Source organism: Micromonospora sp. HUAS YX12 (genome assembly GCF_040215685.1).
Lineage (GTDB): Bacteria > Actinomycetota > Actinomycetes > Mycobacteriales > Micromonosporaceae > Micromonospora > Micromonospora tulbaghiae.
Map to the genome: position 1 here is coordinate 5,820,726 of NZ_CP157974.1, position 12,777 is coordinate 5,833,502.

At 71.2% G+C, this 12,777-nt stretch carries 11 protein-coding genes and 1 pseudogene; 3 read left to right on the forward strand and 9 right to left on the reverse strand.

Going from position 1 to position 12,777, the window contains the following annotated elements; translation table 11 throughout:
• Positions 1-95: 95 nt before the first annotated feature.
• The gene (locus ABIH81_RS27615; RefSeq protein WP_349877818.1) at positions 96-560 is read left to right on the forward strand and encodes a DUF998 domain-containing protein; all 465 of its coding nucleotides are present in this window, start codon (positions 96-98) and stop codon (positions 558-560) included.
• Between the two features lie 57 nt (positions 561-617).
• Here ABIH81_RS27615 and ABIH81_RS27620 read toward each other — a convergent pair whose 3' ends face one another.
• The 6 genes and pseudogenes from ABIH81_RS27620 to ABIH81_RS27645 form a co-directional block, all read right to left on the reverse strand.
• Positions 618-1,667 carry a S1 family peptidase gene (locus tag ABIH81_RS27620; protein WP_349877819.1) on the reverse strand — a complete coding sequence of 350 codons (1,050 nt, stop codon included), beginning with the start codon at positions 1,665-1,667 and terminating at the stop codon, positions 618-620.
• Positions 1,668-1,868: 201 nt separating this feature from the next.
• A pseudogene (locus tag ABIH81_RS27625) lies at positions 1,869-2,048 on the reverse strand (transcriptional regulator); the annotation flags it as partial.
• A gap of 238 nt (positions 2,049-2,286) precedes the next feature.
• The gene (locus tag ABIH81_RS27630; protein WP_349877820.1) at positions 2,287-2,628 is read right to left on the reverse strand and encodes a beta/gamma crystallin domain-containing protein; all 342 of its coding nucleotides are present in this window, start codon (positions 2,626-2,628) and stop codon (positions 2,287-2,289) included.
• Positions 2,629-3,027: 399 nt separating this feature from the next.
• A complete protein-coding gene (locus tag ABIH81_RS27635; RefSeq protein WP_349877821.1) occupies positions 3,028-3,960 on the reverse strand; it encodes an acyl-ACP desaturase in 933 nt (310 codons plus the stop codon).
• A 51-nt stretch (positions 3,961-4,011) separates the two neighbouring features.
• Positions 4,012-5,352 carry a histidine--tRNA ligase gene (gene hisS, locus ABIH81_RS27640; RefSeq protein WP_349877822.1) on the reverse strand — a complete coding sequence of 447 codons (1,341 nt, stop codon included), beginning with the start codon at positions 5,350-5,352 and terminating at the stop codon, positions 4,012-4,014.
• A 40-nt stretch (positions 5,353-5,392) separates the two neighbouring features.
• Complete coding sequence (locus ABIH81_RS27645; RefSeq protein ID WP_349877823.1) at positions 5,393-6,112, reverse strand: MBL fold metallo-hydrolase; 720 nt, start codon at positions 6,110-6,112, stop codon at positions 5,393-5,395.
• Between the two features lie 236 nt (positions 6,113-6,348).
• Here ABIH81_RS27645 and ABIH81_RS27650 point away from each other — a divergent pair, with 236 nt between their 5' ends.
• Both ABIH81_RS27650 and ABIH81_RS27655 read left to right on the forward strand, forming a co-directional pair.
• Positions 6,349-7,218, forward strand: a complete 870-nt coding sequence (locus tag ABIH81_RS27650; RefSeq protein ID WP_349877824.1) for a peptidylprolyl isomerase — start codon at positions 6,349-6,351, stop codon at positions 7,216-7,218.
• A gap of 95 nt (positions 7,219-7,313) precedes the next feature.
• Complete coding sequence (locus tag ABIH81_RS27655) at positions 7,314-8,156, forward strand: peptidylprolyl isomerase (protein ID WP_349877825.1); 843 nt, start codon at positions 7,314-7,316, stop codon at positions 8,154-8,156.
• A gap of 70 nt (positions 8,157-8,226) precedes the next feature.
• On the opposite strand, the gene ABIH81_RS27660 is transcribed toward ABIH81_RS27655, so the two are convergent.
• The 3 genes from ABIH81_RS27660 to secF form a co-directional block, all read right to left on the reverse strand.
• Positions 8,227-10,674 (reverse strand): bifunctional (p)ppGpp synthetase/guanosine-3',5'-bis(diphosphate) 3'-pyrophosphohydrolase, encoded by a 2,448-nt coding sequence (locus ABIH81_RS27660; RefSeq protein ID WP_349881220.1) that lies wholly within the window; start codon positions 10,672-10,674, stop codon positions 8,227-8,229.
• A 250-nt stretch (positions 10,675-10,924) separates the two neighbouring features.
• The gene (locus ABIH81_RS27665; RefSeq protein ID WP_278090547.1) at positions 10,925-11,491 is read right to left on the reverse strand and encodes an adenine phosphoribosyltransferase; all 567 of its coding nucleotides are present in this window, start codon (positions 11,489-11,491) and stop codon (positions 10,925-10,927) included.
• Positions 11,492-11,588: 97 nt separating this feature from the next.
• Complete coding sequence (gene secF, locus ABIH81_RS27670) at positions 11,589-12,776, reverse strand: protein translocase subunit SecF (RefSeq protein WP_349877826.1); 1,188 nt, start codon at positions 12,774-12,776, stop codon at positions 11,589-11,591.
• Between the last annotated feature and the right edge of the window lies 1 nt (position 12,777).

Sequence of the window (12,777 nt, forward strand, 5' to 3'; positions counted from 1 at the left end):
GGCGGGCCCGCTCCCGGGCACCCGTCGAGCCCGGTCCGCCCCGGCGCGCGGCGAAAGCGCGGTGCGGGCCGGGTCCGGCGGTTTACCGTGGCCGGGTGCGTGCCGTACCGAGCTGGGCCGTGGCCACCGCGGCCGCCGCGCCCGCACTGCTGGTGGCGGGCTGGACGGTGGCGGGCGCCCGCCAGCCGCCGGGCTACGACCCGGTGCGGGACACGATCAGCGAGCTGGCCGGCGAGGGCGCGACCGATCCGTGGCTGATGGGCGGCGCGCTGGTGCTGCTCGGCTGCTGCTACTGCGCCACCGCCGCCGCGCTGCACGCCGCCGGGCTGCCCAGCCGATTCCTGCTCGCGGTCGGCGGGGTGGCCACCGTCGCGCTCATCGCGTTCCCCCGGCCGCAGGTGGGCGGCTCCCCGGCGCACGGCGTGGTGGCCACGGTGGCGGTGCTCGCGCTGTCGCTGTGGCCGGCCGGCACGGCGCTGCGCCTGCCCCGCCGGCCGCCGGATGCGCCGCGCCCGGACACCCCGCCGGTCAGCCCGGGCCGCCGGGAGGCGGGCGCCTGATAGGGTACGCGGAACGGGCCGCCGGTCACCCGGCGGCCCGCTCGTGGAGTACGCGGATCAGAAGATGCTCACGCCGTAGACGCTGAGCGCCTCGGTGACCGGCTGGAAGTACGTCGTACCACCGGTGCTGCAGTTGCCGCTGCCACCGGAGGTGAGGCCGAGCGCGGTGCTGCCCGAGAAGAGCGAGCCGCCGCTGTCGCCGGGCTGGGCGCACACGTTGGTCCGGATCAGGCCGTAGACGCTGCCCTCGGCGTAGTTCACGGTCGCGTTGAGCGCGGTCACGCTGCCGCTACGCAGGCCGGTGGTGCTGCCGGAGCGCTGCACGCTCTGGCCCACGTAGGCGTTGCCGGCGCCGGTGATGTCGCGGTAGCTGCCGTTGTAGAGGTAGACGTTGCCGGCCGCGTTGGCCGAGTTGCTGTGCCGGACGATGCCGTAGTCGTTGCCCGGGAAGCTCGTGCCGGCGCGGGTGCCGAGCAGGCTGGTCTGCGAGGAGTTGCTGTACCAGCTCGACGAGATGTTGGTGCAGTGGCCCGCGGTGAGGAAGTAGTAGGTCGAGCCGCTGCGGACGTTGAACCCGAGCGAGCACCGGCCCCCGCCGCCGGCGTAGATGGCCTGGCCGCCGGAGATCCGGGTGCTGAGCGTGCCGGCCTCGGCCTCGATCCGGACCGCGCCACCGGTGCGGGCGGCGGCGGCCTTGACCCGCTCCAGCTTGGCGCCGGTGACGGTGCTGTCGACGGAGACGACGACCTGGTTGGTCGCCGGGTCGGTCCACCAGGCGGTGCCCGGGATCTTGGCGGAGCGCTCCAGCTCGCTGGTGGCGGCGTTGAGCTTGTCCGCGCCGCGCGTCACGATCTTCGGGACGGCACCGGCGGCGCGCACCTGGCGGGCGGTCGCGGCGTCGGTCACCGTGACGACCATCTTCCCGCTGGCGTCGGCGTACGTGCCGGCCGCGCGGGCGCCGAGCTTCTCGACGAGGGTGGCGGCGGCGTCCGGCGAGAGGGCCGTGGGGGCGGCCTGCGCGGGTGCGCCGAGCAGCGAGCCGGTGACCAGGGTGCCGGCGACGGCGACTGCGGCGGCGCGGCGGAGCGTGGACCTCGTGGGTCGCATGTAACAACCTCCGAATGGGGGTGAACGGGCGCTGTCATGGGGGCGCGCCCGAGGACAACCCGGACGACCTGGGGAAACCGTCCGGGTGACCAAAGTATTCACACATTTAAGATCGTAAGCAAGACATGGCTTTGCCCTAATTCGCACCCGCGCCCGATGTAACGCCCAAGCAACAACATCGACACCATCTGTCAGAGCGGGTCAGGGTGTGCGGCGGTGGGCGCCCGGCCCCGGGCGGGGCAGCACGTCGCGCGCCTCGGCGATCTCGTGCCCCTCGGCGCAGCGCAACGCGACCCGCACCTCGGCGCCGCAGTCGCGGTGCGCGACGCTCAGCGGCGATCCCTCCGGGTCGGCCAGGTAGCGGTCGCCCCACCCGAGCACCTGGTCAACGCCGAGCGCGGGAGGCCCGTATGCCTTCAGCGGCGCACGCCGTCGAAGATCGGGCAAAGCACGACCAGGGTGCGCATCCGACACGGAACAATTTCCTCCGAGGCAATGAAGCAAGCCCTGAATGCCCACTAGGGCGTTCAGGGCTTGCTGCTGGCATTACCAGCCTTCATTCACGGTGCGCGCCGAGCTCCCTTATCAGCGCACTGAAAAACCAACGCACCACGGCGAGTCAGCGCATCGCGACTAGACGATCTGGACCGCCGTAATAGTCTTGCCGGGGGGCTGAGAAACTCGTCGACTCACCGGGGTTGTAGAAGATTACGTCGCCGTTCGAGAGCGTTACGAAAGCCGTGTTGTTCCCGGCCTTGATACGAACCACGCCGTTGATGGTCGTGTTTACCTTACCCGCACCACTGTAGCAGTGGTGATAGTTGAGAACCGTAATGATGTCCACGGTAGAACTAGTGCATGACACCTTCGAGATGGCGAAGGCGGGCGTGCCGGGAATAGCCACCAGAGCGAGCCCCGTGGCGGCCACCGCGGCGATCGCTCGCTTTACCCCTCGTCGCATAGATAGCACCTTTCTCGTCGGCAGATTGGCCCACGAGGTCGTCGTTTTGACGACCTCGTGCGTTGAGCAAAACGCTATCATATAGATAGATGCACGACCACCTCGGATCGATCCTCATCGTCCTACCTGTGATGTCAACCGATTTAGACGTGCCTAGCTGCGGGTTCGCTCCGACGAGCCGTATTGAGCACGTCGAAACGCGTGTGCATTGACCACCGAGGCATCAGGAGACCGGGCCCGGATGAGTGAAGCCTCGTCTGGCGACACCGCGCCGCTGGTAGAGCTGCCGTCTCAACCCTTGATCGGCCACCGAGGCCCGCAGGAGGGGCAGGCATGCTCCACCACGCCATCCCGATGATTCTCGGTAGCTCGCTTCCGGCGGGGAGGAGCGGGGTGGGGTTAGCGCACAAGCAGGCGAGCGGCCCTGGCCGCGCGCTTTTCCTCGAAGCGGGACGCCTGGGTCTCCAGGGTGTCCAGGTGGGCGGCGATCTGCTCGCGGGCGGTCTCGCCGTCGGCGTTCAGGCCGGTCACGTCGAACAGGTTCCACTGGCGCAGCACCGGCATCACCACGTCGTCGCGGTGCTGGCGCAGGTCGTAGATGCCGGCCAGCGCGATCGCCACCGACTTGCGGGCGAAGCCGTCGATGCCCACGCCCGGCATCTGGAACTCGGCGAGCACGTCGGCGACCGCCCGCATCGCCTGCGACGGGGCCAGCTCGAACGCCGCGCCGAGCAGGTTGCGGTAGAAGACCATGTGCAGGTTCTCGTCCGCGGCCACCCGGGCCAGCAGCGCCTCGCACGTCGGGTCACCGGTGGCCCGGCCGGTGTTGCGGTGCGAGATACGGGTGGCCAGCTCCTGGAACGACACGTACGCCAGCGAGTGCAGCATCTCCTGGTCGTGCACGTTCTGGTAGCCCGCCGACATGTGCACCATGCGGGCCCGCTCCAGCGCCACCGGGTCCACCGCCCGGGTCACCGTGAGGTAGTCGCGGATCGCGGTGCCGTGCCGCCCCTCCTCCGCGGTCCACCGGTGCACCCAGGTGCCCCACGCGCCGTCGCGCCCGAACAGGGTGGCGATCTCGTGGTGGTACGAGGGCAGGTTGTCCTCGGTGAGCAGGTTGACGATCAGCGCGGTACGGGCCACCTCGGGCAGCGTCGAGTCCTCCGGCGACCAGGCCTCGCCGCCCAGCGGGCCGTCGAAGGTGCGGCCCTCGCTCCACGGCACGTACTCGTGCGGGAACCACTCCTTGGCCAGCGACAGGTGGCGGTCGAGGTTCTTCTCGACCACCGGCTCGAGTTCGGTGAGCAGAGCGGTCTGGCTGAGCACGGTCACGACGTTCTCCCTACGGTGGCGTAACTTACGCCACCGTAGGTCGAAACGCCGTCAGGCGCCAGTGCCGGCCGGGCCGACCAGCGGCTTCAGGTCCGCCCGGGGCGGCGTCCACTCCCCCGCCGCGGCGGCCACCTGCTCACCGGAACGGATGTCCTTGACCTCGTCGCCGTCCGCGCCGGGGAACCAGACGTACGGGATACCGCGCCGCTCGGCGTACCGGATCTGCTTGCCGAACTTGGCCGCCGACGGGGACACCTCGGTGGGCACACCCCGCGACCGCAGCGCCGCCGCGACCGCGTCGCTGGCCGCCCGGTCCTCCTCGGCGGTGACGGCCACCAGCACGCAGGTCGGCACCGACCGGGACACCGACAGCGCCTCGGCGCCGAACAGCAGGCCGAGCAGCCGGGTCACCCCGATCGAGATGCCCACGCCGGGGAACCGGACGTTGCCCGAGCTGGCCAGGTTGTCGTACCGGCCGCCGGAGCAGATCGAGCCGAACCGCTCGTAGCCGATCATCTGCGTCTCGTAGACCGTACCCGTGTAGTAGTCCAGGCCCCGCGCGATGCGCAGGTCGGCCACGCAGAGGCCGGGCGCGTGCGCGGCGGCGGTCTCCACCACGGCGGTCAGCTCCGCGACGCCCTCGTCCAGCAGCGGGTCGCTCACCCCGAGGCCGCGCACCGCGTCGGCGAAGGAGGCGTCCGGCGCGGAGATCTCGGCCAGCGCCAGCACGGCCTTGGCCTGCGCCTCGCTCGCCCCGGCGGTGCTCGCCAGCAGCTCCGTCACCCCGGCCGGGCCGATCTTGTCGAGCTTGTCGACGGCGCGCAGCGCCGCCTCCGCGTCGGTCAGCCCGATGCCCCGGTAGAACCCCTCGCAGATCTTGCGGTTGTTGACCTGGATACGCACCGGCGGGATCGGCAGCGACCGCAGCGCGTCGCCGATGACCAGCGGCATCTCGGCCTCGTAGTGGGCCGGCAGGGTGTCCCGGTCGACGATGTCGATGTCGGCCTGGAGGAACTCCCGGTACCGGCCCTCCTGCGGGCGCTCACCCCGCCACACCTTCTGGATCTGGTAGCGGCGGAACGGGAACTGGAGCTTGCCGGCGTTCTCCAGCACGTAGCGGGCGAACGGCACGGTCAGGTCGAAGTGCAGGCCGAGCGCGTCGTCACCGGCCGGGCCGTCGGTGTCGGCCTGCAACCGGCGCAGCAGGTAGACCTCCTTTGCGGTATCCCCCTTCCGCAGCAACTGATCCAGCGGCTCCACCGAGCGGGTCTCCAGTGGCGCGAAGCCGTACAGCTCGAACGTGGTGCGAATGCGATCGAGAACGAACTGCTCGATCATCCGCTGGGCAGGGGTCCACTCCGGGAAGCCGGAGATGGGCGTGGGCTTGCTCATCACGAACTCCTTGAGAACCCGCGCGGGCGCGGGTGAGGGTCTAGAGGCCTCGGGTGGGCGCGGCCGGGCGCGCGCCGCCGGTGCCCGCCACCTCGACGAGGTACGGGTTGGTCGCGCGCTCACGGCCGATCGTGGTCGCGGGGCCGTGGCCGGGCAGGACGACCGTGTCGTCGGCCAGCGGGAGCACCTTCTCCCGCAGGCTGGACAGCATCCGGGGCATGCTGCCGCCCGGCAGGTCGGTGCGGCCGATCGAGCCGGCGAACAGCACGTCACCGGAGAGGCAGATCTGCTCCGCCTCCCAGGGCGAGCCGGCGCCGGGCAACCGGAACAGCACCGACCCGCCGGTATGGCCGGGGGCGTGGTCGACGGCGATCTCCAACCCGGCCAGCGACAGCGTCGCGCCGTCGGTCAGCTCGGCCACGTCGTCCGGCTCGGCGTACGGCAGCCGGCCGCCGAACAGCTGGGTCAGGTCCATCGACAGCGCCTTGCTCGGGTCGGCCAGCAGCTCCCGGTCGTCCGGGTGGACGTAGGCGGGGATGCCCCGCGCGCCGCAGACCGGGGCGACGGAGAAGGTGTGATCCAGGTGGCCGTGGGTGAGCAGCACGGCGGCCGGGTGCAGGCGGTGCTCGGCGAGCACGGCGTCGAGCCGGTCGAGCACCCCGATGCCGGGGTCGACCACCACGCACTGCTCCCCCGGCCCGGTCGCCACCACATAGCAGTTGGTGCCGAAGGCGTCCGCGGGAAAGCCGGCCACGAGCACGTCGCTCCCCTTTCCGTCCGGTCGTCGTCTGCTTGCAGCCTAGTCGTAGCGGCGAGCGGGTTCCGTCCGCCACCGGCCCCCGTCCGCCCCGGCCGGGGCGAGACGACGGGACCTCGTACACCACATTCACAGTCGCTACCCGTACACTCTGGCGGGCGTGTGGCGTGGCGCACCCCGATCGGACGGCGGACGGCGCCCGGCGCCGGCGGCGATCAGGCAGAGGAAGGGGAGCGCGCGTGGCTTCCAGCAGGGACCGGCAGCGCAAACTGGCGCGCGCCAAGCTCGACCGGCAGCTCGCCCGGCGGGCGGCGACCGCGAAGCGCCGCCGGCAGATCCGGGCCGGTGTGGGCGCCGCGGTGGTGCTCGTGCTGATCGTGGCCGGCTCCGCCTGGGCGCTCGGCGCGTTCGACTCCGAGCCGGAGAAGAAGGCCGCCGAGGACGTCTGCCTCTGGGCCGCGGAGGACGCCGCCGTCAACACCAACCTCAAGGACGTCGGCCAGCCGCCCACCACGGGCCTGCCGACCTCGGGCACCCGCCCGATGACGATCACCACCAACCAGGGCGGGCCGATCACGGTCGAGCTGGACCAGACCGACGCGCCGTGCGGCGCGGCGAGCCTGAGCTACCTGGCCGGCCGGTCGTTCTTCGACAACACCACCTGCCACGAGATCACCGCCGAGGGCGCGCTGCGCTGCGGTGACCCGACCGGCACCGGCCTCGGCGGCCCGACCTACTCGTTCTACGACGAGAACGTGCCGGCCGCGCCGGAGCCGAGCCCGTCGGCCTCGCCGGCGCCCGGGCAGCCGACGACGTACCCGAAGGGCACGGTCGCCATGATCGGCAACCCGCCCGGCAGCAACGGCAGCCAGTTCCTGATCTTCTTCAAGGACGCCAGCCCGGCCAAGCCGGCCTACTCGGTGGTCGGCAAGGTCACCGGCGGGCTCGACGTGGTGGAGAAGATCGGCGCCACGCCGACGGTGGACAATGGCAACGGCGCCAAGGTCAAGCCGAAGACGCAGGTGCTGGTCCAGAGCGTCACAGTCGGCGAGCCCGGCGCGGCTCCGGCCGGCAGCCCCGCGCCGTCGCCCAGCGCCAGCGCGGGCTGACCAGACAAGCCGATCCGGCGGCCCGCCGCCGGTGACCCACACGTGACCCGGCGGCGCGCGCGCCGACCCCATAACGCAGCAGGTGAGGAGTGACCGTGACGTCCACCAGAGACCGCCAGCGCGCGGCGGCGCGGGCCAAGCTCGAGCGGGAGATGGCGGAACGGGCCGGCCGGGCCCGCAAGCGCCGGCAGACCCAGGCGATCGTCGGGGCCGCGGCGGTGCTGGTGCTCGTCGTGGCCGGCACGGTCTGGCTCGTCGCCGCGCTCGGCGACGACGACGACAAGCAGGGCGGCACGACCGCCGCCGCCGGTGCCGTCCAGTGCGCGTACACGGAGGTGCCCAAGGAGGGCCGTCCGGCGCAGATCAAGGACGTCGGCCTGCCGCCGGCCCAGCAGTCCGGCAAGGGCACCCAGACGATGACCATCGACACCAACCTGGGTCCGATCACCGCCAAGATCGACCGCGCCAAGGTGCCCTGCACCGCCGGTAGCTTCACGCACCTGGCCAGTAAGGGCTTCTTCGACAACACCAAGTGCCACCGGCTGGTCACCGAGGGCATCAAGGTGCTCCAGTGCGGTGACCCGAGCGCCACCGGCAAGGGCTGGCGGGACACCGACGGCACCGGCGGCCCGTCGTACAACATGGCCGAGGAGAACCTCCCCACCGACAAGCGCCCGCCGTACCCGGAGGGTGTCATCGCGATGGCGAAGTCCACCCAACCGGGCAGCACCGGCAGTCAGTTCTTCATCGTGTACGGCGACTCGCCGCTCGACCCGGCATACACCGTGTTGGGCACCATCACCGGTGGCATGGACGTGGTTAAGCAGGTCGCCGCGGCCGGTGACGACGGCGCGTTCGCCCAGCAGGCCGGCGGTGGTCACCCGAAGAAGGAGATCACCATGACCAAGGTGACGATGAGCCCGATCCAGGGCGGCTGACCCACCCGTACGACGACGAAGCGCCCGCCGGCTGATCGCAGCCGGCGGGCGCTTTCGCATGCGTGGTGGCTCAGGCCCCCGAGGTGACCCGGTACGCGTCGAACACGCCGTCGACCTTGCGCACGGCGGCCAGCAGGTGCCCGAGGTGCTTCGGGTCGGCCATCTCGAAGCTGAACCGGCTGACCGCCACCCGGTCGCGGGTGGTGGTGACGGTCGCGGAGAGGATGTTCACCCGCTCCTCGGACAGCACCCTGGTCACGTCGGCGAGCAGCTTGTGCCGGTCCAGCGCCTCCACCTGGATGGCGACGAGGAACGTGGAGGCGGAGGTGAGCTTCCAGCTCACCTCGACCACCCGCTCGGGCTGGGCGCGCAGATCCTCGGCGTTGGCGCAGTCGTCCCGGTGCACACTGACCCCGCCGGAGCGGGTGACGAACCCGAACACCGAGTCCGGCGGTACGGGCGTGCAGCAGCGGGCCAGCTTGATCCAGACGTCGCTGACGCCGCGGACCACGACGCCCGGGTCGGCGCTGCTCTGCCGGCTGCGCGGCGGCCGGGTGGCGACGGCGGTCTCGGCGATGTCCTCCGCCGCGCCCTCCTCGCCGCCGTAGGACGCCATCAGCTTCTGCACCACCGACTGCGCGGAGACCTGGCTGTCGCCGACCGCCGCGTACAGCGAGGCCACGTCGGCCAGGTGCAGATCCCGGGCGATCGCCATCAACGCGTCCGAGGTGAGCATCCGCTGCAACGGCATGCCCTGCTTGCGCATCGCCTTGACGATCGCGTCCTTGCCGGCCTCGATCGCCTCCTCGCGCCGCTCCTTGTTGAAGTACTGGCGGATCTTCGTACGGGCGCGCGGGCTCTTGACGAAGCCCAGCCAGTCCTGCGTCGGGCCGGCCGTGTCCGACTTCGACGTGAAGATCTCGATCACGTCGCCGTTGGAGAGCGTCGATTCGAGGGGAACCAGCTTGCCGTTGACCCGCGCCCCGATGCACTTGTGCCCGACCTCGGTGTGCACCGCGTACGCGAAGTCGACAGGCGTCGACCCGGTCGGCAGCGGGATGACGTCGCCCTTGGGCGTGAAGACGTACACCTCCTGGCTGGACAGGTCGAACCGCAGCGCGTCCAGGAACTCGCTCGGGTCGGCCGCCTCGCGCTGCCAGTCCAGCAGCTGCCGCAGCCACGTCATCTCGTCGATGTGCGCCGGCGGGCCCACCACCGGGCTGCCCTTGTGCTCCTTGTACTTCCAGTGCGCGGCGATGCCGAACTCGGCGGTGCGGTGCATCGCGTACGTGCGGATCTGCATCTCCACCGGCTTGCCGGTGGGCCCGATGACAGTCGTGTGCAACGACTGGTACATGTTGAACTTGGGCATGGCGATGTAGTCCTTGAACCGGCCCGGCACCGGCTGCCAGTTGGCGTGGATGACCCCCAGCGCCGCGTAGCAGTCGCGCACCGTGTCGACCAGGATCCGCACACCGACCAGGTCGTAGATGTCGTTGAAGTCCCGCCCCCGCACGATCATCTTCTGGTAGATCGAGTAGAGGTGCTTCGGCCGCCCGGTCGTCTCCGCCTTGATCTTGGCGGCCTTCAGGTCGGTGGACACCTTCTGGGTCACCTGGCGCAGCAGCGCCTCCCGCTGCGGCTGGTGCTCCCCGATCAGCCGGTTGATCTCCTCGAACCGCTTCGGGAACAGCGTGCCGAAGGCGAGATCCTCCAGCTCCCACTTGATCGTGTTCATACCGAGGCGGTGCGCCAGCGGGGCCAGGATCTCCAGCGTCTCCTTGGCCTTCTGCTCCTGCTTGGGGCGGGGCAGGAAGGTCAGGGTCCGCATGTTGTGCAGCCGGTCGGCCAGCTTGATCACCAGAACCCGGGGGTCCTTCGCCATCGCGACGACCATCTTGCGGATGGTCTCGGCCTTGGCGGCGTCGCCGAGCTTGACCTTGTCGAGCTTGGTGACGCCGTCGACGAGCAGCGCGACCTCACCGCCGAAGTCGGCGCGCATCTGGTCCAGTGTGTATTCGGTGTCCTCGATGGTGTCGTGCAGCAGCGCCGCGACCAGCGTGGTGGTGTCCATGCCCAGGTTCGCCAGGATGGTCGCCACCGCGAGGGGGTGCGTGATGTAGGGGTCGCCGGACTTGCGGTACTGCCCCGAGTGCCACCGCGCGGCCGTGTCGAAGGCGCGCTGGAGCAGCCGCGCGTCGGCCTTGGGGTGGTTCTCCCGGTGCGTCGCGATCAGCGGCTCCAGCACCTCGCTGACCTGCGAGGTCTGCCAGGGCGCGTTGAACCGGGCCAGCCGGGCGCGTACCCGCCGGCCGGTGGGCGCGTTGGAGAGGGCGAAACCGCCGCCGGGCGTGGATTCGGTGGAACCCTCGGTCGGGAACGGCACCACAACCGCCCCGCCGTCGGCCGTCGCGTCGGACGCGCCGCTGGTGGCGCCGGTCGCCCGGGCCTGCGGGTTGCCGCTGCGCTCGGTCACCGAGCCGTCCGCGTCGCCTGTCGGGTGCACCGTGCCCTCCACCGGAGGGACGACATCGTGGGACACCGGCCTCCTCACCGCTCGCCGGGATGCGCCGGCCGTCCGGCCGACGTCTGGTTCAACCGGCCCGGGGGCCGGTGTTGTTCCGCGCGGTCACCGGGGCCGGGCCCCGGCGCCTTCGCCGCCCCGGAGATCTCGGCCGGGTCGGGCAAAGGGCAATGCTACCCGTACGCAGGGTACGCCACCGCTCCCCCGGACGGTCGGCGCCGACCGGCCCGACGGACCGCCCCGGTCAAACGGTCAACAGGGCATGGACCGGGCGTTGCGCCAGCCGCTTACGGCCCTCGAGGAAGCCCAGCTCCAGCAGCACGGTGAACCCGGCCACCGTCCCGCCGGCCCGTTCCACCAGGTCGAGCGTGGCCTCGGCGGTCCCGCCGGTGGCGAGCACGTCGTCGAGCACCAGCACCCGGTGGCCCGCGGTGAAGGCGTCCTGGTGCACCTCCAGCGTCGCCTCGCCGTACTCCAGCGCGTAGGAAGCCGAGTGGGTGGCCCGGGGCAGCTTGCCGGCCTTGCGCACCGGCACCACGCCGACGCCGGTGGCGTACGCGACCGCTGCCGCCAGCACGAACCCGCGCGCCTCGATGCCGGCGACCGTGTCGAACGAGTCCCGCCCGTGGTAGGCGATGATGCCGTCGATCACCGCCCGGAACGCCTCACCGTCGGCGAACAGCGGCATCAGATCCTTGAACACGACACCCGGCTTGGGGAAGTCCGGCACGTCCAGCAGCCGGCTGGCGACGAGCTGGGCGACCTCCGGGCCGCTGTCTCCCCGTACCCCTGTGGTGTGGGTCTCCGTCACGGTGCGTCCCATGTCCTCTCGAAACGACGACGGCGTCCGTCATGCCGTGACATCAGCATGACGGACGCCGCCGGACCGATTCCGTCCGGCCCTGCGGTCAGCGGCGCTTGCCGCCGGGCCGGTTACCGCCGCCGCCGGCGGGACGGCCGCCGCGGGCGCCGCTGGGGCGCTTGCCGGCCGGGCGGGCGCCCACCTTGGGCGCGGCGCCGGCCAGCGCGGCCGCATCCGGGTCGATCGGCGCGTCGGCGGCCGGCGCGGCGGCACGCGGGCCCTTCGGCGTGATCTCGCCCCGGGCGAGCGCGGCCCGGCGGGACAGCACCCGCTTGTTGTGGGCGCTGATCCGCGGGTCCATGTTCTTCAGCAGCACCAGCAGCGGCGTGGCCAGCAGGATCGAGGTCAGGAACGCCACCGCCATACCGACGAACAGCACCAGGCCGAGGTCCTTCAGCGTGCCCGCGCCGAGCAGGCCGGCACCGATGAAGAGCAGGCCGCCGACCGGCAGCAGCGCCACCACCGAGGTGTTCAGCGACCGCATGAGGCTCTGGTTGAGCGCCAGGTTGGACGCCTCGCCGTAGGTGACGTTGTTGTTCGCGGTGATGCCGCGCGTGTTCTCCTGCACCTTGTCGAAGACCACCACCACGTCGTAGAGCGCGAAGCCCAGGATCGTGAGGAAGCCGATGATCGTCGACGGGGTGACCTCGAAGCCGACCAGCGAGTAGATGCCGGCGGTCAGGGCCAGGTTGGTCAGCAGCGAGACGATCGCGGCGACCGCCATCCGCCACTCGAAGCGCAGCACCAGGTAGATCGACACCACCGCGATGAAGATCACCAGACCGAGGAAGGCGCGCGAGGTGACCTGGCTGCCCCACGCCTCGGAGACCTGGCTGCCACTGATCTGGTCGGCCGGGATGCCGAACTCCTGCGCCATCGCGGTCTTGGCCGCGTTGGCCTGCTCGGCGGAGAGCTGGCCGGTCCGCATCTCGTAGAACTCGCCGCTGGTGCCGCCGACCTTCTGCGCGCTGACCACCTCGACGCCCGGCGCCTCGTCGGCCAGCACCTCGTCGACGGTCCGCTCGGCCTGGTCCAGCGTGCCGACGCTGGCCGGCACCTGGAACGAGTTACCGCCGGCGAACTCGATGCCCAGCTTGAAGCCGCTGATCGCGAAGCTCAGCACGGCGATCAGCACGAGCACGCCGGCCACGCCGAACCACAGCTTGCGCCGTCCGACGATGTTGAGATCCGCCTCGCCCCGGTAGAGCCGGGCGGCCAGACCGCTCTTAGCCATC

Coding starts and splice junctions, on each gene's coding strand:
- ABIH81_RS27620 (WP_349877819.1), bottom strand. CDS start 1,667: ATGCGACCCACGAGGTCCACGCTCCGCCGCGCCGCCGCAGTCGCCGTC.
- ABIH81_RS27630 (WP_349877820.1), bottom strand. CDS start 2,628: ATGCGACGAGGGGTAAAGCGAGCGATCGCCGCGGTGGCCGCCACGGGG.
- hisS (WP_349877822.1), bottom strand. CDS start 5,352: ATGAGCAAGCCCACGCCCATCTCCGGCTTCCCGGAGTGGACCCCTGCC.
- secF (WP_349877826.1), bottom strand. CDS start 12,776: ATGGCTAAGAGCGGTCTGGCCGCCCGGCTCTACCGGGGCGAGGCGGAT.